This is a genomic window from Caviibacterium pharyngocola, assembly GCF_002795405.1.
GTDB classification, from domain to species: domain Bacteria; phylum Pseudomonadota; class Gammaproteobacteria; order Enterobacterales; family Pasteurellaceae; genus Caviibacterium; species Caviibacterium pharyngocola.
The window spans coordinates 13,164-35,719 of sequence record NZ_PHGZ01000032.1 but is presented as its reverse complement, the minus strand read 5'-3'; the positions used below and the strand labels follow the sequence as shown (position 1 = coordinate 35,719).

Genomic DNA, 22,556 nt, shown 5'->3' with positions numbered 1-22,556 from the left:
TTATGGCGGAAAAAATCGTAATTACTGTTGACGGGCCGAGCGGTGCGGGTAAAGGCACGTTGTGTTATGCGTTGGCGGAGGCATTGAATTTTCATTTATTGGACAGCGGGGCGATTTATCGCGTCACGGCGCTTGCCGCATTGAGAAAGAATGTGCCTTTGGATAGCGAAGCCGAGTTGACGCGATTAGCGAGCGAATTGGATATTCGTTTTCAACCGGTGAACGGCGAAGTGGATATTATTTTGGAAGGGGAATCTGTCGGCGCATTGATTCGAACGCAAGAAGTGGCGGATGCGGCATCGAAAATCGCAGTTTTTCCGCAAGTTCGCACCGCACTTTTGCAGCTGCAACGCAATTTTGCCGAACACGGCGGGCTGATTGCGGACGGGCGTGATATGGGCACGGTGGTATTTCCGAATGCGCAAGTGAAACTGTTTTTAGATGCCAGTGCGGAAGAAAGAGCGAAAAGACGTTATAAACAGTTGCAAAATAAAGGGATTAATGGTAACTTTGCACAGATTTTAGCCGAGATAAAAGATCGCGACTTTCGTGATAGAAATCGCCCTGTGGCGCCGCTTAAACCTGCCGAGGATGCATTATTGCTCGACAGCACCGAATTAAGTATCGAGCAAGTGATCGAACAATCGCTTGATTATATTCGAAAAAAGCTCGGTGTAACGGCTTAAATCAAATGAAATACGTTCGTTCAAGGATGGAATGAACTTTTATTATCAGCCCCACTTTCTAAGGATATGAAGTGGACGTTATTAACTATATTTAGAAGATTAATTATGTCAGAATCTTTTGCTCAACTATTTGAAGAATCATTAAAAGACCTTGAAACCCGTTTAGGTTCAATCGTTAACGGTACAGTCGTCGCTATCGAAAAAGGCTTCGTTTATGTGGACGCAGGTTTAAAATCCGAAGCGCGTATTCCGGCTGAAGAATTCCAAAACGCACAAGGCGAATTGGACGTTAAAGTCGGCGACGTGATCAACGTTGCATTAGACGCAGTGGAAGACGGTTACGGTGAAACCAAACTTTCTCGCGAGAAAGCGGTTCGTCACGAATCTTGGATCGAATTGGAAAAAGCATTCGAAGAACAAGCAACTGTTATCGGTTTAATCAACGGTAAAGTGAAAGGCGGTTTCACAGTTGAGTTAAACGGTGTTCGCGCATTCTTACCGGGTTCATTAGTAGATACTCGTCCGGTTCGCGATACCTTACACCTTGAAGGTAAAGAATTAGAATTCAAAGTCATCAAGCTTGATCAAAAACGTAACAACGTCGTTGTTTCACGTCGCGCGGTTATCGAATCCGAAAGCAGCCAAGATCGCGAAGAAATCTTAGCGAACCTTGCCGAAGGCGCGGAAGTGAAAGGTACGGTTAAAAACTTGACTGACTACGGTGCATTCGTTGATTTAGGCGGTGTTGACGGTTTATTACACATTACCGATATGGCTTGGAAACGTGTTAAACACCCAAGCGAAATCGTGAATGTCGGTGATGAAATCACTGTTAAAGTATTGAAATTCGACAAAGATCGTACCCGTGTTTCTTTAGGCTTAAAACAATTAGGTCAAGATCCTTGGGCGGCAATCGCTGAAAATCATCCGGTAAACAGCAAATTAACCGGTAAAGTAACCAACTTAACCGACTACGGTTGTTTCGTTGAAATCTTAGAAGGCGTTGAAGGTTTAGTTCACGTTTCTGAAATGGATTGGACAAACAAAAACATTCATCCGTCTAAAGTCGTAAGTCTTGGTGATGTTGTTGAAGTAATGGTATTGGAAATCGATGAAGAACGTCGTCGTATTTCTTTAGGTTTAAAACAATGCAAACCTAATCCGTGGTTGCAATTTGCCGATACTCACAACAAAGGTGATAAAGTTTCCGGTAAAATCAAATCTATCACTGATTTCGGTATCTTCATCGGTCTTGAAGGCGGTATCGACGGTTTAGTTCACTTATCTGACATTTCTTGGAATGTTCCGGGTGAAGAAGCGGTTCGTAACTACAAAAAAGGTGATGAAGTCGCTGCAGTCGTATTACAAGTGGATTCTGCCAAAGAACGCATTTCTTTAGGTATCAAACAGCTTGAAGAAGATCCGTTCAATAACTTCGTTGCAGTCAACAAAAAAGGCGCAGTAGTGAGCGCGAAAGTTGTTGAAGCTGACGCAAAAGGTGCTAAAGTCGAATTGGATAACGGCGTGGAAGGTTATATCCGTGCTGCTGATTTAACCGGCGAAGTTGCAGTTGGTGACGTTGTTGAAGCCAAATATACCGGCGTAGATCGTAAAGCGCGTATCGTTCACTTATCCGTAAAAGCGAAAGACCAAGCGGAAGAAGCGGCAGCGGTTGCCAGCGTGAACAAACAAGAAGACGTTGCAATTCCGAACGCAATGGCTGAAGCATTCAAAGCTGCTAAAGGCGAATAATTGTAAGTTCCCTTAAAATGATGAGTGTAGGAATTTTTCTACACTCATCGTAAAAAGGTTAGGAGAATACTATGACGAAGTCAGAGCTTATTGAAAATTTGGTTCTAAAAAATCCGACGTTAGCGGTGAAAGATATTGAAAATGCGGTAAAAGAAATTTTAGAGCAAATGTCGCAAACGTTGGAAGACGGTGAACGCATTGAAGTGCGCGGATTCGGAAGTTTTTCATTGCATTTTCGTCAACCTCGTGTAGGGCGTAATCCGAGAACCGGTGATCCGGTCAAATTAGAAGCTAAATCCGTACCGCACTTTAAGGCGGGAAAGGAACTGAGAGAACGCGTTGACATTCAAGCGTAACTATTTTGCTAACCGTAAAAACGACACTTTTGTGTCGTTTTTTGTCTGTATTTTTGGCATAATGATAGTCGGATTTGTTAGGGAGAAATACCGATGATTAAATATATTTTGGGCTTTATTATTTTACTTGCCGTTATTTTAGTCGCTATTACCGTCGGCGCTAATAACGATCAAGTGATTTCCTTTAATTACATTATTGCAAAAAGCGAAATTCAGCTTTCGACCTTAGTGGCGATTTTATTCGGTTTGGGCTTAATTTTAGGGTGGTTTATTACCGGCTTTTTCTATCTCAAATTAAAATTAAAAAATATGTCGTTGGCGCGTCAAGTTAAACGTCAAACATTACAAATTAACGAATTGACGACCAGCCGAGACAAGGCTGCACAATAATGCTGGAATTACTCTTCCTTCTTTTACCTATTGCCGCCGCTTACGGTTGGTATATGGGACATCGCAGCGCTAAAAAAGATCAGGAAGATATTAGCAATAAATTATCCCGCGATTATGTTACCGGGGTAAATTTCTTGCTTTCTAATCAACCGGAAAAAGCGGTTGACTTGTTTTTGGATATGCTACAAAAACAAGAAACGGAAAATGAAATCGAAAATAGCTCCCAATTTGAAGCCGAATTAACGCTCGGCAATTTATTTCGTTCGCGTGGCGAAGTGGATCGCGCTTTACGCATTCACCAAGCATTGGATCGCAGTCCGAATTATACCTTTGAACAAAAACTCTTGGCAAAACAGCAACTTGCGAAAGATTTTATTACCGTCGGATTTTATGATCGTGCGGAAGCCTTGTATATAATGCTGGTGGACGAACCCGAATTTGCGGAAGGGGCATTACAGCAGCTTGCCGTAATTTATCAAAAAACAAAAGAATGGAAAAAGGCGGTGAATGTCGCCGAAAAATTGGCGAAAATCGCACCGAAAGAAGACAATATCGAACTGGCACATTATTATTGCGAATATGCGGCGAGTTTATCCGTCGAGGCTAAAGAGGATCCGGTCGAAATATTGCATACGGCGCTGAAAGTTTCTCCGACTTGCGTGCGTGCCTCAATGTTATTGGCGAATGTCTTTATTCAACAAAAAAATTACCGAAGTGCGGTCAAAAATTTAGAAAATGTGTTGGAGCAGAATCCTGCTTATATCGGCGAAGTGTTATCGGATTTAAAATTTTGCTACCAAGAATTATCTCAGTTAGATAATTTCGAATTATTTTTGATTAAAGCCAGCCAAATTTGTCATAATAGTGCCGTGGATTTGGCGCTTGCCGATTTAATTGCGGAAAAAGACGGCACGCTTGCCGCACAAACAAAATTGTATCAACAACTTAACCAGCATCCGAGCACCTTTGTTTTTCATCGTTTTATTCAATATCAAATTGATAATGCGGAGGACGGACGCGCGAAAGATAGCTTGGTTTTATTACATAAAATGGTGGGGGAACGAATTCGTCAAGGATTCGATTACCGTTGTGTAAATTGCGGTTATCAAACGCATAAATTAATATGGTGCTGCCCGTCTTGTCGTCAATGGGAAAGCATTAAGCCTATTCGTGGAATCGAACACAATTAATCTTAAGAAGGAAGATGTTATGACCAGTAAAGTCATTGTTGCATTAGATTATGAAAAAGAAGAACAAGCTTTAGCGCTTGTTGATCAAATTGATCCGAGCTTATGCCGTTTAAAAGTCGGTAAAGAAATGTTTACGACGCTCGGAACAAATTTTATTAAACAGCTTCATAATCGCCATTTTGATGTATTTTTAGATTTAAAATTCCACGATATTCCGAATACGGTGGCAAGAGCGGTGCGTTCTGCAGCGGATTTAGGCGTGTGGATGGTGGATTTGCACGCAAGCGGCGGTTTAAGAATGATGGAAGAAGCAAAAAAAATTCTTCAACCTTACGGAAAAGATGCGCCGATTTTAATCGGTGTCACCGTTTTAACCAGTATGGAAGATTTGGATTTATTGCAAATCGGGATTAACGCTTCACCGATGGAACAAGTGATCCGTTTGGCAAATTTAACACAACGAGCGGGATTGGACGGCGTGGTGTGTTCGCCGCAAGAAGTTGAAATTTTACGCGCTCATTGCGGAAAAGACTTTAAGTTGGTGACACCGGGAATTCGCCCGATCGGCGCTGATTTCGGTGATCAACGCCGCGTAATGACACCGCCAGCGGCAATTCAAGCGGGGTCGGATTATCTTGTTATCGGTCGTCCGATTACTCAAGCGGATAATCCGGCGGAAGTGTTACGTTCGATTAATGCTTCGATCGCATAATATGTCTGATAGCGTATTGGTTTATTCGACCGAAAGCGGCAGAATCAAACAGGAAAAACCGCAAAACCTTCCACCGAAGGGTGACGGTATCGTGCGAATTTCCCGCCAAACCAGCGGACGAAAAGGCAGCGGCGTCAGTGTGATCACCGGTTTGGATTCGGATGAAGAAACGATGAAAAAACTGGCGGCAGAACTGAAAAAATGTTGCGGTTGCGGCGGCACGGTAAAAAACGCAACGATCGAAATTCAAAGCGACAAGCGGGAATTACTTAAACAAATCTTAGAACAAAAAGGCTTTAAGGTTAAGTTATCCGGCGGTTAATCTCTCCTATATCAGATGGTCATTTTAATGACCATTTTTCTTAATAAAACGACCGCACTTTTATAAGTGCGGCCGTTTTGTTTTATGAAATAAAATAACGTTTATTATTCAAGATTAGCATTAAATGTGTTAATCGAATGAAAAATTCGAATTTTATGCGAAATCTTTACATAACTCTTTTTATTACGCAATCAAATTCAATTCGCTTTTAATTATTATAGCCAACGTAGTAAACCACTACCGACAAGTATGAATAAATAAACATTAGGGAGAATTTATTATGGCTTTTAATATTAAAAACAGACACTTATTAAGTTTAGTAAATCACTCTGAGCGTGAAATTAAATACTTATTAGACTTATCAAGAGATCTTAAACGCGCAAAATATGCGGGTAATGAAAAACAAGTGTTAAAAGGCAAAAATATTGCGTTGATTTTTGAAAAAACCTCCACGCGCACCCGATGCGCGTTTGAAGTGGCAGCTTATGATCAAGGCGCTCAAGTCACTTATATTGATCCGACTTCTTCGCAAATCGGTCATAAAGAAAGTATGAAAGACACGGCGCGCGTGTTGGGTCGTATGTATGATGCCATTGAATATCGCGGATTTAAACAATCGGTTGTGGATGAACTTGCCGCTTATGCGGGCGTGCCTGTATTTAACGGCTTAACGGATGAGTTTCATCCGACGCAAATGCTTGCGGATGTACTGACAATGATTGAAAACTGCGACAAGCCGCTTAGCGAAATTAAATATGTTTATATCGGAGATGCGCGTAATAATATGGGAAATTCTTTATTATTAATCGGCGCGAAATTGGGAATGGATGTGCGTATTTGCGGGCCGAAGGCATTGTTACCGGATGCGGAACTGGTTGAAATGTGTCAAAAATTCGGTGCGGAAAGCGGCGCGCGCGTTACCGTCACGGAAGATATTGATTTAGCGGTTAAAGATGTGGATTTTGTCCATACTGACGTTTGGGTTTCAATGGGCGAACCGTTGGAAACTTGGGGCGAACGGATTAAATTATTGTTACCTTATCAAGTCACGCCTGAATTAATGCAACGTTCCGGTAATCCTAAAGTGAAATTTATGCATTGTTTACCGGCATTCCATAATAGCGAAACGAAAGTTGGTCGCCAGATTGCGGAAAAATATCCGGAATTGGCAAACGGTATTGAAGTGACCGAGGATGTTTTCGAATCACCGATGAATGTGGCGTTTGAACAAGCCGAAAATCGGATGCATACCATTAAAGCGGTTATGGTTGCCAGCTTAATTTAGGAGGACATATGAGAATTGTCATTGCACTCGGCGGTAATGCATTATTGAGACGAGGAGAGCCTTTGACGGCGGAAAATCAGCGTCAGAATGTGCGTATCGCTTGCGAACAAATCGCAAAAATTTATCCTAATAATGAATTGGTTATTGCACACGGTAATGGGCCGCAAGTGGGGTTACTTGCGTTGCAAGGTGCTGCCTATAAAGATGTGCCGACTTATCCGTTAGATGTGTTGGGCGCCGAATCCGTCGGGATGATCGGTTATATGATTCAACAAGAGTTAGGTAATTTAGTGCCTTTCGAAGTGCCTTTTGCCACCTTGCTTTCTCAAGTGGAAGTGGATCGGGATGATCCGGCATTTAACCATCCGACGAAACCGATCGGTCCGGTTTATAGCAAAGAAGAAGCGGAATTTTTAGCAAAAGAAAAAGGCTGGGCGATTGCGCAAGACGGCGATAAATATCGTCGTGTTGTGCCGAGCCCGTTACCGAAGCGTATTTTTGAAATTCGTCCGGTGAAATGGTTGCTTGAAAAAGGTAGCATTGTGATTTGTGCCGGTGGAGGCGGTATTCCGACTTATTATGATGAACAAGGTAATTTGCAAGGTGTCGAAGCTGTGATTGATAAGGATTTATGCTCGGCGCTGTTAGCAGAAAATCTTGATTCGGATTTGTTTATTATTGCTACGGATGTTTCCGCCGTATTCTTAGATTGGGGCAAGCCTGAACAAAAAGCTATTGCCAGAGTTTCTCCTGATGTTATTTCCGCAATGAAGTTTGCCGCAGGATCAATGGGGCCTAAAGTTCAAGCGGCGGTTAATTTTGTGCAACAAACGGGAAAAGATGCCGTGATCGGTTCCTTATCCGATATTGTTGATATCGTAAAAGGTAAAGCGGGCACGAGAGTGACGAATAGCGTCTCCGAGATCGAATATTATTAATTTAAAATTAACGGGAATACGGTGTCGTATTCCCGTATTATAAAAGGGTATTATGACAAGGAGTTTATTATGAGTACAAAAAAGGCTTTTAAATTCCCTACGGCATTTTCTATTTTATTTGTTATTTTAATTATTGCCGTCGGATTAACTTGGATTATTCCTGCGGGATCTTATTCCAAATTGATTTATAATTCTTCAACAAATCATTTCGTCGTAAAAACATACCAACAACCGGATCGCGTTTTACCTCCGACAAAAGAAACCTTAGATCAATTAAATATTAAAATTGAGTTGCAAAATTTTACCGAAGGTACTATACGAAAACCGGTCGCAATTCCGGGATCTTATCAACGTGTCGAACAAAATCCGAAAGGTATCAAAGATATCGCCATTAGTATGGTGGAAGGGACTATTGAAGCGGCGGATGTAATGGTGTTTATTTTTGTGCTGGGCGGAATGATCGGTGTTATTAATAAAACCGGTGCGTTTAATGCGGGCTTGACGGCGTTAGCAAAACGAACGAAAGGAAATGAATTCTTTATCGTCTTTAGCGTCTGCGTATTAATGGCTATCGGCGGTACGACTTGCGGTATTGAGGAGGAAGCCGTCGCCTTTTATCCGATATTAGTCCCTGTTTTCATCGCATTAGGTTATGACGCGATTGTTTGCGTCGGTGCGATATTCCTTGCTTCTTCAATGGGAACGGCATTTTCAACGGTTAATCCGTTTTCCGTCGTTATCGCTTCTAACGCCGCCGGTATTCAATTTACGGAAGGTATCGGTTTTCGCACTGTCGGGTTAATTTTAGGTTCCGCTTGCGTAATTGTTTATCTATATTGGTATTGCCGGAAAATAAAAGCAGATCCGACTTTTTCCTATTCCTATGATGAAAGAGAAGAATTTCAACATCGGTATATGAAAAATTATGATCCGAGTAAATTGCTGGAATTCACTGCCAGAAGAAAAATTATTTTATCCATTTTCTGTATCGCATTCCCGATTATGATCTGGGGCGTAATGTTCGGCGGTTGGTGGTTCCCACAAATGGCAGCCTCTTTCCTGACATTAACCATTATCATAATGTTCATTTCCAAACTCACAGAAGATGAAATCGTAAATGCCTTTACCGAAGGTGCTTCCGAATTGGTTGCCGTATCCTTAATTATCGGCTTGGCGCGCGGGGTGAACCTTGTTTTAGACGAAGGAATGATTTCCGATACCATATTGGCATATATGTCGGATTTAGTTTCCGGTATGCCGGGCAGTATTTTCATTCTTGCTCAATTAGTCGTTTTTATTTTCTTAGGATTGTTTGTTCCGTCTTCTTCCGGCTTGGCGGTGCTTTCAATGCCGATTATGGCGCCTTTGGCAGACGCCGTAGGAATTCCGCGCCATATTGTTGTGTCGGCTTATAACTGGGGACAATATGCAATGTTATTCCTAGCACCGACAGGGTTAGTCTTGGTGACATTACAAATGTTACATATTCCGTTTAATAAATGGGTGAAATTCGTTCTTCCGATGATTGGCGCGTTATTATTGATAGGATCGGTTTTACTTGTTATCCAAGTTCAATTATATACTTGATTTTAAAAAGATAAAAAGGCTGTTTAGATCACATATTTGAATAAACGGCCTTGAGTCTAATAAGTTGTTATATATAATGAATGACGAATATATTTATTATTAAATTCATCTTTGATTTTTATTTTTAATATTTAATTTTATTAATCGCATTTAGCGAGGTATTGTATGGCAAATAAAGTATTGGATAATCTTGATACCCGAATTTTACGCGCTTTACAGAGAAATGGACGTTTACAAAATAATGAATTGGCGAAAGAAGTCGGATTATCAAATTCCGCTTGTTTAAGAAGAGTTAATATTTTAGAAGAACAAGGCATCATTGATAAATATGTAGCGATTTTAAGCCCGAAAAAAGTAAATTGTAATTTAACGGTTTATGCTTTAGGTTCCTTTTTTGAAGAGGATTTTAAACAAAGAGAACGTTTTATTTTTGAAATGAAATTATTGTCACAGGTTACGGAATGTCATTTAATGGCAGGTGATTATGATTTCATTTTAAAACTTCAAGTTGCCGATTTAGATGAGTTTTATGCTTATAAAAAGAAATATTTAACTAAAGAATTAGGCATAAAGACATTAAAATCAGAAATTATTTTACAGACAGTCAAAAATACAACGGAATTACCTTTGTAATATTTGATTTTATTGTAATAAATTATATTTAATTAAGCGATTGTGAGAAATTATTTTTAATTTTTAACGGTCGCTTTATATTTTTATATATTACATAAAATCTACTTTTTATAAAAAATAATCAATATGAACAGTTGGAAATTTTAATAAATCAAATATGTAATAAGATACGAAATAAAAAGTATAAATCGAATAAGTGATGAATTATAAGAATAGAATTAAATGGTGCCCGAGGGCGGACTTGAACCGCCACGACTCGAAAGTCGAGGGATTTTAAATCCCTTGTGTCTACCGATTTCACCACTCGGGCTTGAGTGGAGCGGGAAACGAGGCTCGAACTCGCGACCCCGACCTTGGCAAGGTCGTGCTCTACCAACTGAGCTATTCCCGCGTATTTAAGAATGTTTGCACATTGCCAAACAACGATGTGCATTTTACGGATTTATACGTATTAGTCAAATAGAAAATTCAAAAAATTGTTTGATTGTTTAAAAAGAAATCAAATTTTAAACAATCCGTTATTAATCCATAAAATGGATTTATTTTCACCGCACTTTTGCTTGTTTAGGTGTTGTTTTCGTCCAATAAATTATTTTTCGCCGCTTTTAAATATTGCAACATTGACCAAACGGTTAGAATTGCTGCGACATATAAGAAAATAATACCGGCAATTTCCATTAACACGTTGTAACGCCAAAGCAACCCGCCTAATGCGAGCATTTGGGAGGCGGTTTTAACTTTCCCTAACCACGATACCGCAACTTTATTTCGACTGCCGATTTCCGCCATCCATTCGCGTAATGCCGAAATAATAATTTCTCTGGAAATCATTATGATTGAAGGTAGCGTAACCCAAAAAGAATGTTGATATTCCATCACCAAAGCAAGCGCAGCAACAACCATTACTTTATCCGCAACGGGATCTAAAAACGCTCCAAAAGGCGTGCTTTGGTTCCATTTCCGTGCGAGATAGCCGTCAAACCAATCCGTTACTGAGGCGATGAAAAAAATCGCGGTGGTAACCAGCGGCGCCCAAGTGAAGGGGAGATAGAAGGCTATAATAAAAAACGGGATCAGAATCACCCGAAATAAAGTTAGAATCGTAGGGAAATTTAATTTCATAGAGGACATCAGCCGAATAATAGATAAACACTTATTATTCTAATGCATATTGTGCTTATAGAACAGTGGATTTTCGTGAAAAAAATTGGGCGCGTAGGCCCAATTTTTATGAATTTATTATTCGACTTTTACAATCCAACCTTCCGGTGCTTCAATATCGCCGAATTGAATGCCGACCAGCTCATTATAAAGACGCTGAGTGATTTCACCGACTTCTGTTTCAGAATAGAAAATATGGAAATCATCGCCGTATTGAATGCCTCCAATCGGTGTGATAACGGCTGCCGTACCGCAAGCACCGGCTTCTTTAAATTGATCCAGTTCGTTAATATACACATCGCCTTCAACAGCTTCCATACCCAAGCGATTTTGAGCCAAATAGAGCAAAGAGTATTTTGTAATACTTGGAAGAATGGACGGTGATAGCGGTGTCACAAATTTATTATCTTTCGTGATACCGAAGAAATTTGCCGAACCGACTTCTTCGATTTTAGTATGCGTGGCGGGATCTAAATAAATACAGTCGCCAAAGTTATGTTCTTTCGCTTTTTTACCCGGATATAAACTTGCAGCGTAGTTTCCGCCGACTTTTGCCGCGCCGGTACCTTGCGGTGCGGCACGGTCGTATTCGGATACGATAAAGTTAGTCGGTTTCATTCCGCCTTTGAAATACGCGCCGACAGGACAACAGAAAATAGAGAAAATATATTCTGGTGCAGGGCTGACGCCGACATTATCACCTACGCCGATTAAAAACGGACGTAAATACAATGTTGCGCCGGTGCCGTAAGGGGCAACCCATTCTTCATTCGCTTTTACCACTTGTTTACAAGCGTCAACGAACATTTCGACCGGTACTTCCGGCATTAGCAAGCGACGCGCACTAGTTTGCATCCGCTTGGCATTTTGATCCGGACGGAATAAGTTGATTGAACCATCTTGGCAACGATAGGCTTTTAATCCTTCAAAACATTGCTGACCGTAGTGAAGTGCGGTGGATCCTTCGCTGATATGTAAAACATTATCTTGCGTCAACTCGCCTTTAGACCACTGACCGTCTTTCCAGTAAGCGATATAGCGATAATCGGTTTTGATATATCCGAAGCCTAGATTTTTCCAATCGATATTTTTACTCATATTATTTCCTTAACCATATATACGACATAATATTTTTTAATCTACACCATTCTCAAAAAGTTGCAAACAGTTCGTGATAAAAATATCGGTATTTCGGATGATTTTGTGCGTTTATATCGTTTAGCGAAGAAATTTGAGTGAAATTGTGATATAGTGAACAGATAAAAAAACGCCGCTCAAGAGGAGCGGCGCGAATAACCTAAATAGGGTTTAAAAATATACAGGAAGTGAAATAAGTAACCTAATTAAGGTTACTCCGTTCGGTTTCCCGAACAATATGCAAACACAACATCATACTTAAGTCCGAAACTCTTAACCAGTAAGGAATTACCAATCATTAAGTATGGGCGTATTGTAGTGAGAATAGAAAAATAGGACAAAGGATATTTTTTTTATTTGACGCATTAGAAAAACTAATCCGAAACGGATCTTTATTATTATAAATTAAATTTTAAGCATTGGGAAGATTTATGTATAAACGTTTGCCTCCCTTGAATTCACTGAAAGCTTTCGAATGTTCCGCACGTCATTTAAGTTTTACCAAAGCGGCGGAAGAATTGTTTGTCACCCAAGCTGCAGTGAGTCATCAAATAAAATTATTAGAAGATTTTTTAGGCATTGAACTCTTTAAAAGGAAAAATCGCTCGTTGGAATTAACGGAAACGGGCAAAGCGTATTTTGTCGATGTGGCGAAAATTCTCCACAAACTCTCCGACGCTACGGATAAATTACTGGCGCAAAAAAATGAAAAATACCTAACTATCAGCGTACCGCAAACCTTCGGGATTCAATGGTTGGTGCCGCGCTTAAGTGAATTTAATCGTCAATATCCCGATATTGAAGTGCGTTTAAAAGGCGTTGATCAAGACGAAGGCTTGCTCAGCAAAGAAGTGGACATCGCCATTTATTACGGCAAAGGAAATTGGGATAATCTGCAAGTGGAAAAACTGGCAGAAGAAAATTTACTAGTGCTTGCATCGCCGAAATTATTGGCGCAACAACCCGTTCATCATAAAGATGATCTGAAAAATCATACCTTGATCCACATTCACACGCGCGATAATTGGCAAAATATGGCGACCTATTTGCAAGTGGAAGGAATGAATATTCAACACGGCCCGTTGTTTAGCCATACGTTTATGGCGCTACAAGCGGCGGTGCACGGGCAAGGGATTGTACTCGCCAATAAAATTTTGGCTCAACAAGAAATGAATAACGGCAATCTCAAAGTTGTTTTGCCGACTCGATTTAAAGATCCGAAATCGTTTTATGTCGTACATCATCTGGATAAAATAAATAACGAACAAATTATGGCGTTTCGTAATTGGATCACAAATGAAATGAAACGGGAAGAAATTAATGAATAAGTTGATTTTATACTGTCGAATCGGATTTGAAAAAGAAGTTGCTGCGGAAATTTCCGATAAAGCGGCGGAACGAGGCATATTCGGTTTTGCCCGCGTGACGGATAATGCGGGCTATGTCGTATTTGAATGTTATCAAACGGGAGAAGCGGATCGACTGGCAAGAGAGATTCCTTTTAATCAACTGATCTTTGCGCGCCAGCTGATTGTGGTCTCCGATTTACTGACGGATTTATCACCGCAAGATCGCATTAGCCCGATTATTGCCCAATATCAACAACTTAACGAAACCATTAAATTGCGGCAAAGTAGTGAGGTTCGCGTGGAAACGGCGGATACCAACGAAGCCAAAGAATTATCCGCGTTCTGTCGCAAATTTACCGTTCCGTTGCGTAACGCCTTGAAAAACCAAGGTTGGTTGAAAGAAAGGGAAGGACAAAAGTGCGGTCTGACTTTGCATATTTTTTTCATTCGATCGAATGCTTGCTATGTCGGTTATTCTTACAACGACAATCATTCCGCGCATTTTATGGGGATTCCTCGGTTAAAATTTCCGCCCGAAGCGCCGAGCCGCTCGACACTGAAATTGGAAGAAGCGATCCTTACATTTATTCCGCGCGAAGAGGAAAGCCGACGTTTTAACGACACAATGTCCGGCGTCGATTTGGGCGCTTGTCCCGGCGGTTGGACTTATCAACTGGTGAAACGCGGCGTATTCGTTTATGCCGTTGATCACGGCAAAATGGCGGCAAGTTTGCACGAAACCGGACGCATTGAGCATTGTTCGGAAGACGGATTTAAATTCCAGCCGCCGAAACGCAGCAAAATCGATTGGTTAGTGTGCGATATGGTCGAACAACCGAGCCGTATCGCCGCATTAATTTGTAAATGGCTGGTTAACGGTTGGTGTCGCGAAACGATTTTTAATTTGAAATTACCGATGAAAAAACGTTATGCCGAAGTGAGACAATGCCTGCAGTACCTCGAAGATAACTTGCAAAAACAAGGATTAAACTTTCAAATTCAAGCGAAACATCTTTATCACGATCGGGAAGAAATCACCGTTCATATTCGAATCAAAAACTAAATGACGCGCCGCTGATATTCGGCGGCGTACATTTTTGAGAAAAATTACTCGAATGCCGACCGCACTTATTGCCTTTCGATAAAAATCCACTATAATCAGACTGTACAAAAAAACAGTGGTGATATAATGGATATTTCGGAATTACTTGACGGTTTAAATGACAAACAACGCGAAGCGGTTGCCGCACCTTTGGGAAATTATCTGGTTTTAGCCGGTGCGGGGAGCGGAAAAACCCGCGTGTTAACTTATCGTATCGCGTGGTTAATTGCCGTCGAAAATATTCCCGAAGGCAGCATTATGGCAGTGACTTTCACCAATAAAGCCGCGGCGGAAATGCGTCACCGCATCGAAAGCACCCTAGCCAAATATTCTTCCCGCCAATTATTCGGAATGTGGGTCGGTACTTTCCACAGCATTGCACACCGTTTATTGAGAGCGCATCATTCCGATGCCGGATTGCCGCAAGATTTTCAGATTTTGGATGCCGAAGATCAACTTCGTTTAGTCAAACGATTGATGAAATTACACCAATACGATGAAAAAATATTTCCGCATAAACAAGCTTGTTGGTATATCAATAACAAAAAAGAAGAAGGGTTACGACCGGATCAAATCGATGATAACAATGACCGACAAGAACGGGAATGGATCCGAATTTATCAAATTTATCAAGATGCCTGTGATCGTGCGGGATTGGTGGATTTTTCCGAATTATTACTGCGCGCTTATGAACTTTGGTTGAAAAAGCCGGTTATTTTGCAACGTTATCAACAGCGCTTTCAGCATATTTTGGTGGATGAATTTCAAGATACCAACAAAATTCAATATGCGTGGATCAAATTACTGGCGGGAGAACAAGGCAAATTAATGATTGTCGGTGATGATGATCAATCCATTTACGGCTGGCGCGGAGCGCAAATTGAAAATATTCATCGTTTTTTACAGGATTTTTCTCAAGCGAAAACCATCCGGTTGGAACAAAACTATCGTTCCACCGGTAATATTCTTCAAACGGCAAATCAATTAATATCAAACAATAGCAATCGGCTAGGTAAAGATCTTTGGACGAATGGCGGAAAGGGCGATCCCGTCGGAATTTACGCCGCCTTTAATGAACTGGATGAAGCCTTATTTGTTGCGGGACAGATTAATGAATGGACGGAAAACGGCGGACGATTAAACGAATGTGCCGTGTTATATCGCAGTAACAGCCAATCGCGGGTTATCGAAGAAGCCTTGATTCGAGCGAAAATTCCGTACCGAATTTATGGCGGAATGAGGTTCTTCGAACGCCAAGAAATTAAAGATGCCTTAGCTTATTTACGCTTAATCGCCAACCGTCAAGATGACGCCGCTTTTGAACGGGTCGTTAATACGCCGCCGCGTGGTATCGGCGATCGTACCTTGGAAATTCTGCGTGCGTTAACCCGCGATCGTCAAATTACTTTATGGCAAGCGACGCAAATTGCAATTCGAGAAAATATGCTTGCCGGTCGTGCGGCGACCGCCTTGTTACGTTTTCTCGAACTGGTGAATTCTTTACAACAAGACACAATGGAAATGCCATTGTTCGCACAAACGGATTTTGTCATCAAACATTCGGGTTTATATGAAATGTATAAACAGGAAAAAGGTGAAAAAGGTGAAGTGCGGATAGAAAACTTGGAGGAATTGGTCAGTGCGACGCGTGAATTTATTAAGCCGGACGATGCGGAAGAAATGACGGAATTAACCGCTTTTTTAACGCACGCCTCGCTTGAGGCGGGGGAAGAACAAGCCTCGCCGCATCAAGATTGCGTGCAAATGATGACGTTACATTCCGCGAAAGGACTGGAATTTGCCCGCGTGTTTATTGTGGGCGTGGAAGAAGGTGTGTTTCCAAGTTTTCGATCCTTTGAAGAACCGGGACGCTTGGAGGAGGAACGGCGTTTAGCCTATGTGGGAATTACACGCGCGAAACAAAAACTGACGCTGTGTTATGCGGAAAGTCGTCGCTTATATGCTAAAGAAGAACGTCATTTGCCGTCACGATTTATCGCCGAACTTCCGCAAGAATGCATTCGCGAAATTCGTTTGCGCGGAACGGTGACACGAGCCTATAACCGCCAAGTCAGCGGCATTGCGCAGACACCGATTTTATCCGATAACGAATGGAAAATCGGGCAAAAAGTCAAACACGAAAAATTCGGTTTCGGTACGATTATCAATGTGGAGGGGGCGGAAAATAACACCCGCCTACAAGTAGCATTTCAAGGTCAAGGAATTAAGTGGTTGATTGCCGCCTTGGCTAAATTGGAAAAAGTGAATAAATAAAATGAAACGGAATGTCATTTTATGATCTTTGACAAAGAAAATCTGCTCGAATAATGCGAGAATGTTAGAATAATTACAATAACATAAGCAGAAAAGGGCGGTATCAATGGATGATATTTTACAAAAAAGCAAGGAAGCGGCGATTTTCTTAAAAGTTTTGGCAAACCCGAATCGGTTGGCGGTATTATGTTGCTTATCCGAGGGGCATCGCAATGTCACCGAATTAACGCAGTTGATTAATCTTCCGCAAGCGGCAATGTCTAATCAGTTGGCTGTGCTGCGTGAAGCGGGGTTAGTGGACTGCGAAATTCATCATCGCGAAAGACGATATTATATTAACGATAAAAAATCCGAAGAAGTTATTAAATTATTACATCGTCTATTTTGTGAGAATTAATTTCCGTTTCGAATCTTTGATAAAACCTGTAATAGTAGCTTATTATAGGTTTTTTTATGATTGAATTTGCCCGACAGCGATCTGCTGTCGGAATCAGTTACCCATAGCAGAACTGCTCCGCCACTTTATACAGTCCGGAGAGGCTAAATTAGTCGCAAGCTGATCATAAGGTAGAAAAGTTCACTCGCCCTAATATAACGTTACTAATACGATTTGCTCCGGATCAATATAACAATAAACTTCTTGATCGATGGTAAAAGTTTCTTCGTGGCTTGCCGTTGCACAGCATTGGATATGTTGACCCAATGTCAGAATGATTTCTTTAAATTCGCCTTTGTCCGTGATCGCATTGACTGTCGCTGGAAAACAGTTATGCGCTTTATCCGGACGGTTCGGATAAATCTTAATCCACGGCGCTTTGATCATTGCCATTACTTCTTTGCCCGAAACAAGCTGTAAACGTACCGCACTTTGCTGAGTAATGGAGGCGATTAACGGTTGAGTGAAATCATCCGATTCGATAGAAACATAACAATGAATATCTTGTTGTCGCAAGGCGGAAACCTTGCCGAAAAATTGGTTTCTTGCGCTACTTTGCAAAGAAAAACGCGCGGTTGCCGACAGTAAACTACCTAGCGGTACACTTTCATCTTGCAAGATTTCAAAGGCTTTTTGTTGCGTTTGTTCCAATAAATCATAAAGTTGTAAAAGTCGTCGGGCATAATGCGTTAATGCCGTACCGCCGCCGTTTTTGCCGCCGGTGTTACGTTCTAATAGCGGTTTCGGGCTGATTTTGTTCATCATTTCCAAATGATCCCAAGCGCTTTTATAGCTTACGCCGGCATTTTTTGCCGCCTGATTAATAGAACCGCATTGCTGAATTTCTTTAAGTAATCGAATCCGTTTTGGCTCCACAAAAAGCTGTTGTTGCAATTTGATTGTAAGAAGAATTTCTGTTTCCGACATAATTTATCCTAAATCGTAGAGACGATGATCACATTTTAATGTAAAGCATTTTTTTATGTAGCTTTTATTTTTTAATTCGTTATATAATTTTATATACAACTTTTATTCACCCTTAACGGAGTAAATGATGTTTAAAAGAACAATGTTAACTTTAGCGGTCGCTTGTGCGGCGTTATCTTTAAACGCACAAGCGAAAATTACCGTATTTGCCGCAGCGTCGATGACCAATGCGTTGGAAAACGTGAAAACGGAATATTTGAAAGCCAATCCGAAAGGAGAAATTGATTTTTCATTTGCTTCTTCTTCCGTGCTTGCTCGCCAAATTACCGAAGGTGCGCCGGCGGATTTATTTATTTCCGCGGATCAAAAATGGATGGATTTTTTAGCGGAAAAAAATGCGATTGTGGCGGACAGCCGTTTTGATTTGGTCGGCAACAAATTAGTGATGATCGCACCGGAAAAAAGCCAAACAAGTGCGGTGGATTTAACCGATAAAAAATGGCAAGCGGCATTAAAAGGCACTTATTTGGCCGTCGGTGATCCGGAACACGTTCCGGCAGGAAAATATGCGAAAGCGGCATTCACTTATTTAAACCAATGGGACGATTTAGAAGATAAACTTGCGCGCGCAAATAACGTTCGTGCAGCCTTAGCGTTAGTCGAGCAAGGCGAGTCACCGTTAGGCGTGGTGTATGCGACCGATGCGGCGGCAAGTCAAAAAGTGAAAGTTGTGGCGACTTTCCCTGACGGTTCTCATCCGCCGGTAGAATATCCGGCAGCGGTAATTGCCGGTCACGATAATCCGGAAAGTCGAGCCTTTTTTGATTATTTAAAAACCGATGAAGCGAAAAAAATCTTTGAACAATACGGTTTTTCTGCGAAATAATCGGTTCGGCGGGTCAATGATCCGCCGATCTTTTTTAATCGAGTCGGATAAAAATTATAATAGACTATGTTGACCTCATTATTGAATTATTTTCATTTGTCCCAGCCTGAAATCAACGCGATTATGTTGAGTTTAAAAGTCGCTGTAGTGTCTGTGATTGCCGCATTACCTTTTGCGATTTTTATTGCGTGGTTATTAGCGCGGAAAAATTTTTGGGGAAAATCCGTTTTAAACGGGATCATTCACTTGCCTTTGGTATTGCCGCCGGTTGTGATCGGTTATTTATTATTGGTGACAATGGGACGCAACGGCGTAATCGGGCGACATTTGTTGCAATGGTTTGATTTTAGTTTCGGCTTTAGCTGGTACGGCGCAGCATTGGCGTCGGCGATCGTGTCGTTTCCACTGGTCGTTCGTTCGATTCGATTGGCGTTGGAAGGCGTGGATTTTAAATTGGAACAAGCGGCGCGCACATTAGGCGCCTCCGGTATCAGAACTTTTTTCACCATTACTTTACCGCTTTCATTGCCGGGGATTTTAGCCGGATTAATTTTAGGTTTTGCGCGATCATTAGGCGAATTTGGTTCTACAATTACCTTTGTGTCGAATATCCCGAAAGTCACGCAAACCATTCCGTTGGCAATGTTTTCCTTTATTGAAACACCGGGCGCGGAAAATGCCGCCGCCAGATTGTGTTTTATCGCCATTTTGATTTCGTTGGTTTCATTATTGATTTCGGAATGGTTGGCAAAACGTGCGCAAAAAAAATTAGGACAAACGGATGTTAGAGATTAGTGTCAGGAAGAAATTGGGGCAACTGGATTTTGCCGCCGATTTACAGATTCCAAATCAAGGTATCACGGCGTTATTCGGGTTATCCGGTTCGGGAAAATCGTCGCTGATCAATTTAATCGGCGGATTGATCGCGCCGGATCAAGGATTTATTCGTTTAAACAACCGCACTTTAACGGATACGCAACGCGGGATTAATTTACCGCCGAATCATCGGCATATCGGCTATGTTTTTCAAGATGCGCGCTTGTTTCCGCATTATACGGCGAAAGGCAATTTATGTTACGGTTGCAAAAAAGAGAATAAAGCGAAACTTGAGCGTATTGTCGAGCTATTAGGTATCGGGCATTTATTGAAACGTTACCCGATCACCTTATCCGGCGGCGAGAAACAACGGGTCGCGATTGGGCGTGCGCTATTAACCGAGCCGGAAATTTTGTTGATGGATGAGCCGTTATCTGCACTGGATTTGCCGCGCAAACGCGAATTATTAGCTTATTTGGAAACTTTATCCAAGGAAATTCAGATTCCGATTCTTTATGTGACGCACAGTTTGGACGAATTATTGCGTTTGGCGGAGCGCGTCGTGTTATTGGATGAAGGAAAAGTCAAAGCCTATGATGTGTTGGAAAATGTCTGGCAAAGTCCGTTATTTTCCGCGTGGAAAACTAATAATGAACGCAGTGCGTTGCTGTCTTTGCCGGTACAATCTCATCATTCCGCCTATAATATGAGTGCCTTGGATATAAACGGACAAACATTGTGGGTTGGGGAGCGTTTAGCGGCGGTAGGCAAAAAAGTGCGTGTTTGCATTATGGCGTCCGACGTATCGCTTGCGCTAAGGTTGCCGGAAAAAAGCAGTATCCGCAACATTTTAACCGGAAAAATCACCGCACTTTTCCCACAACCTAATCAAATGCGCGTAGAAATCGCCATCGGCGAACAGAAAATTTGGTCGGATGTGAGTTTATGGTCGGCGGACGAATTGAACTTATCGGTCGGACAAGCGGTTTATGCACAAATAAAAGCGGTATCCGTCGTAAGATAGGATGCCGCCGCATCCTATCTTAAGGCAAATTGTTTATTCGGATTTTTTCGCCAACATTGTGACGAATTTCATTTTTATCCGATTGCCGTTTTCATCGGTTTTATGTAATTCACCCATTTCCTCATTGTATTTGAGCAATTCCCAACCTTGATAATATTGCGCTAACTCGCCTTCACCGAAGGTGAACGAAAACGGCAACGGGCAAGGCACGTCTTGCGTATTCATTGCCGCAACGATTAAATTATAACCGCCGGAACGGGTTTTTTCCTGCATATTACGGATAATATTCGGCACGGCGGCACGATCTAAGAACATAAAAACAACGGTGGAAAGAATAAAATCGTAACTTTCTTGGATCGCAGCCGAATTAATATCATAAAGTGCGGTGCGAATTGACAAATTTTCTTTCTCGGCGGTTTCCGCTAAAAAGCGGAGACTGGTTTCATTGTGATCCCACGCCGTCACATCATAACCCAATAAACTTAAAAATAGCGAATTTCTACCTTGGCCGCAACCGAGATCCAACACTTTACAAGGATTGATAATTTCCACCGCACTTTTCACTTCGGAATGGGTTGCCGTCATATTATATTTTTTGCTGAAATAATCTTCTTTACGACAATAAAATTCCAAATAACATTCCAAATCATCGGACAGCGCTTCCACTTTATGCCACAGCTGTGGCTCGACAAAAGGCGTTTCCACATCGGGCGTGAAAATATGTTCGCTAACGATTTCTCCTTCTTCCGTTAACATATAAAATTTTAATTTTCCTTGTAAAACAGTCACTTTTCCCCAAGTGCCGACTTTCGTATTGTGCTTTTCTTGAAACATTTTCGGTAGGGAATCTTTGTTCCAGACAGGCATTTTTTTATAGCAAATTAACTCGTTTTTCATTTTATTTCTCCAAATATAAAATAGTTGAGTATTATAGTAGGAAATAAAGCGAAAATATGCAAGATTAAAGAATGAAAATACCGTGATCTAATTAGTAAAAATAGGGTTGAAACACGGAAAAATATCGTAAATTCCGAATGCTTTTGCTAAACTGAACGGGTTATTCCTATTAAGTGAGAAGATTATGCGTTGTCCTTTTTGTTCCACCGAAGAAACAAAAGTTATTGATAGCCGTTTGGTTTCCGACGGATACCAAGTTCGCCGTCGGCGCGAGTGCGGCAACTGCCACGAACGTTTCACCACCTTTGAAACCGCAGAACTTATCGTACCGAAAGTAATTAAAACCGACGGCGGCAGAGAACCGTTTAACGAAGATAAATTACGACGCGGCATTTTACACGCCTTGGAAAAACGGCCGGTCAGCTCCGATGATGTCGAAAAAGCGATCAGCCGAATTATCCACCAACTGCGCGCAACAGGAGAGCGCGAAGTACCGAGCAAACTGGTCGGCACTTTAGCGATGAATGAATTAAAAGCATTAGATAAAGTCGCCTATATTCGCTTTGCCTCAGTATATTTGAGCTTTGATGATATTAACGAATTCAGTAAAGAAATTGAAAAATTGAAGGGAAACTAGAGGGCATTATAAAATAGGGCGTATTTGTATAATACGCCCTGTTGGGTTCTTGGTGCGGT

General features: G+C 41.4%; 23 protein-coding genes and 2 tRNA genes. 19 read left to right on the top strand and 6 right to left on the bottom strand.

The window, feature by feature from the left end:
• Window positions 1–2 precede the first annotated feature (2 nt).
• From cmk to CVP04_RS11450, 11 genes are all read left to right on the top strand, one after another.
• Entirely contained in the window at window positions 3–686 is a 684-nt protein-coding gene (gene cmk, locus CVP04_RS11500) for a (d)CMP kinase (protein WP_100297651.1), read from the top strand.
• A 105-nt stretch (window positions 687–791) separates the two neighbouring features.
• Window positions 792–2,438 (top strand): 30S ribosomal protein S1, encoded by a 1,647-nt coding sequence (gene rpsA / locus CVP04_RS11495; RefSeq protein ID WP_100297650.1) that lies wholly within the window; start codon window positions 792–794, stop codon window positions 2,436–2,438.
• Between the two features lie 71 nt (window positions 2,439–2,509).
• Window positions 2,510–2,794: an integration host factor subunit beta gene (locus CVP04_RS11490; RefSeq protein ID WP_100297649.1), complete on the top strand. Its 285-nt coding sequence runs from the start codon at window positions 2,510–2,512 to the stop codon at window positions 2,792–2,794.
• A gap of 93 nt (window positions 2,795–2,887) precedes the next feature.
• A complete protein-coding gene (locus CVP04_RS11485) occupies window positions 2,888–3,184 on the top strand; it encodes a LapA family protein (protein ID WP_100297648.1) in 297 nt (98 codons plus the stop codon).
• Window positions 3,184–4,374 (top strand): lipopolysaccharide assembly protein LapB, encoded by a 1,191-nt coding sequence (gene lapB / locus CVP04_RS11480; protein WP_100297647.1) that lies wholly within the window; start codon window positions 3,184–3,186, stop codon window positions 4,372–4,374. Before CVP04_RS11485 ends, lapB begins: the two co-directional genes overlap by 1 nt.
• A gap of 19 nt (window positions 4,375–4,393) precedes the next feature.
• Window positions 4,394–5,086: an orotidine-5'-phosphate decarboxylase gene (gene pyrF, locus CVP04_RS11475; RefSeq protein WP_100297646.1), complete on the top strand. Its 693-nt coding sequence runs from the start codon at window positions 4,394–4,396 to the stop codon at window positions 5,084–5,086.
• Between the two features lies 1 nt (window position 5,087).
• Window positions 5,088–5,408 (top strand): stress response translation initiation inhibitor YciH, encoded by a 321-nt coding sequence (yciH, locus tag CVP04_RS11470; protein ID WP_100297645.1) that lies wholly within the window; start codon window positions 5,088–5,090, stop codon window positions 5,406–5,408.
• A 280-nt stretch (window positions 5,409–5,688) separates the two neighbouring features.
• On the top strand, window positions 5,689–6,693 hold the full coding sequence (locus tag CVP04_RS11465; RefSeq protein WP_100297644.1) for an ornithine carbamoyltransferase: 1,005 nt from the start codon (window positions 5,689–5,691) through the stop codon (window positions 6,691–6,693).
• 8 nt (window positions 6,694–6,701) lie between these two features.
• Complete coding sequence (gene arcC, locus CVP04_RS11460) at window positions 6,702–7,631, top strand: carbamate kinase (protein ID WP_100297643.1); 930 nt, start codon at window positions 6,702–6,704, stop codon at window positions 7,629–7,631.
• Between the two features lie 69 nt (window positions 7,632–7,700).
• The gene (locus tag CVP04_RS11455) at window positions 7,701–9,218 is read left to right on the top strand and encodes a YfcC family protein (protein WP_100297642.1); all 1,518 of its coding nucleotides are present in this window, start codon (window positions 7,701–7,703) and stop codon (window positions 9,216–9,218) included.
• Window positions 9,219–9,383: 165 nt separating this feature from the next.
• On the top strand, window positions 9,384–9,851 hold the full coding sequence (locus tag CVP04_RS11450) for an Lrp/AsnC family transcriptional regulator (protein ID WP_100297641.1): 468 nt from the start codon (window positions 9,384–9,386) through the stop codon (window positions 9,849–9,851).
• 223 nt (window positions 9,852–10,074) lie between these two features.
• On the opposite strand, the gene CVP04_RS11445 is transcribed toward CVP04_RS11450, so the two are convergent.
• The 4 genes from CVP04_RS11445 to CVP04_RS11430 form a co-directional block, all read right to left on the bottom strand.
• Window positions 10,075–10,161: transfer RNA gene (locus CVP04_RS11445), tRNA-Leu, on the bottom strand.
• A 5-nt stretch (window positions 10,162–10,166) separates the two neighbouring features.
• A tRNA-Gly gene (locus tag CVP04_RS11440) sits at window positions 10,167–10,242 on the bottom strand.
• 173 nt (window positions 10,243–10,415) lie between these two features.
• On the bottom strand, window positions 10,416–10,973 hold the full coding sequence (gene pgsA / locus CVP04_RS11435; RefSeq protein WP_100297640.1) for a CDP-diacylglycerol--glycerol-3-phosphate 3-phosphatidyltransferase: 558 nt from the start codon (window positions 10,971–10,973) through the stop codon (window positions 10,416–10,418).
• A 117-nt stretch (window positions 10,974–11,090) separates the two neighbouring features.
• Window positions 11,091–12,110, bottom strand: a complete 1,020-nt coding sequence (locus CVP04_RS11430; RefSeq protein WP_100297639.1) for a branched-chain amino acid aminotransferase — start codon at window positions 12,108–12,110, stop codon at window positions 11,091–11,093.
• Window positions 12,111–12,580: 470 nt separating this feature from the next.
• Here CVP04_RS11430 and CVP04_RS11425 point away from each other — a divergent pair, with 470 nt between their 5' ends.
• From CVP04_RS11425 to CVP04_RS11410, 4 genes are all read left to right on the top strand, one after another.
• Window positions 12,581–13,477, top strand: coding sequence for a transcriptional regulator GcvA (locus tag CVP04_RS11425; RefSeq protein WP_100297638.1), 897 nt, complete (start codon window positions 12,581–12,583; stop codon window positions 13,475–13,477).
• Window positions 13,470–14,561 carry a 23S rRNA (cytidine(2498)-2'-O)-methyltransferase RlmM gene (gene rlmM / locus CVP04_RS11420; RefSeq protein WP_100297637.1) on the top strand — a complete coding sequence of 364 codons (1,092 nt, stop codon included), beginning with the start codon at window positions 13,470–13,472 and terminating at the stop codon, window positions 14,559–14,561. The genes CVP04_RS11425 and rlmM overlap by 8 nt, the downstream gene beginning before the upstream one ends.
• A gap of 126 nt (window positions 14,562–14,687) precedes the next feature.
• Window positions 14,688–16,874 (top strand): DNA helicase II, encoded by a 2,187-nt coding sequence (uvrD, locus tag CVP04_RS11415; protein ID WP_100297636.1) that lies wholly within the window; start codon window positions 14,688–14,690, stop codon window positions 16,872–16,874.
• 106 nt (window positions 16,875–16,980) lie between these two features.
• Window positions 16,981–17,271, top strand: coding sequence for an ArsR/SmtB family transcription factor (locus CVP04_RS11410; protein ID WP_100297635.1), 291 nt, complete (start codon window positions 16,981–16,983; stop codon window positions 17,269–17,271).
• A 189-nt stretch (window positions 17,272–17,460) separates the two neighbouring features.
• On the opposite strand, the gene CVP04_RS11405 is transcribed toward CVP04_RS11410, so the two are convergent.
• Entirely contained in the window at window positions 17,461–18,237 is a 777-nt protein-coding gene (locus CVP04_RS11405) for a TOBE domain-containing protein (RefSeq protein ID WP_100297634.1), read from the bottom strand.
• A 127-nt stretch (window positions 18,238–18,364) separates the two neighbouring features.
• Here CVP04_RS11405 and modA point away from each other — a divergent pair, with 127 nt between their 5' ends.
• The 3 genes from modA (at window position 18,365) to modC (ending at window position 20,963) form a co-directional block, all read left to right on the top strand.
• A complete protein-coding gene (modA, locus tag CVP04_RS11400) occupies window positions 18,365–19,123 on the top strand; it encodes a molybdate ABC transporter substrate-binding protein (protein ID WP_100297633.1) in 759 nt (252 codons plus the stop codon).
• 66 nt (window positions 19,124–19,189) lie between these two features.
• Window positions 19,190–19,918, top strand: coding sequence for a molybdate ABC transporter permease subunit (modB, locus tag CVP04_RS11395; RefSeq protein WP_100297632.1), 729 nt, complete (start codon window positions 19,190–19,192; stop codon window positions 19,916–19,918).
• The gene (gene modC, locus CVP04_RS11390; RefSeq protein ID WP_100297631.1) at window positions 19,905–20,963 is read left to right on the top strand and encodes a molybdenum ABC transporter ATP-binding protein ModC; all 1,059 of its coding nucleotides are present in this window, start codon (window positions 19,905–19,907) and stop codon (window positions 20,961–20,963) included. Before modB ends, modC begins: the two co-directional genes overlap by 14 nt.
• Before the next feature lie 33 nt (window positions 20,964–20,996).
• Here modC and tehB read toward each other — a convergent pair whose 3' ends face one another.
• Entirely contained in the window at window positions 20,997–21,860 is an 864-nt protein-coding gene (tehB, locus tag CVP04_RS11385; protein ID WP_100297630.1) for an SAM-dependent methyltransferase TehB, read from the bottom strand.
• A gap of 184 nt (window positions 21,861–22,044) precedes the next feature.
• On the opposite strand from tehB, the gene nrdR reads away from it, so the two are divergent.
• Window positions 22,045–22,497 carry a transcriptional regulator NrdR gene (gene nrdR / locus CVP04_RS11380; protein WP_100297629.1) on the top strand — a complete coding sequence of 151 codons (453 nt, stop codon included), beginning with the start codon at window positions 22,045–22,047 and terminating at the stop codon, window positions 22,495–22,497.
• The last annotated feature ends 59 nt before the right edge of the window (window positions 22,498–22,556 follow it).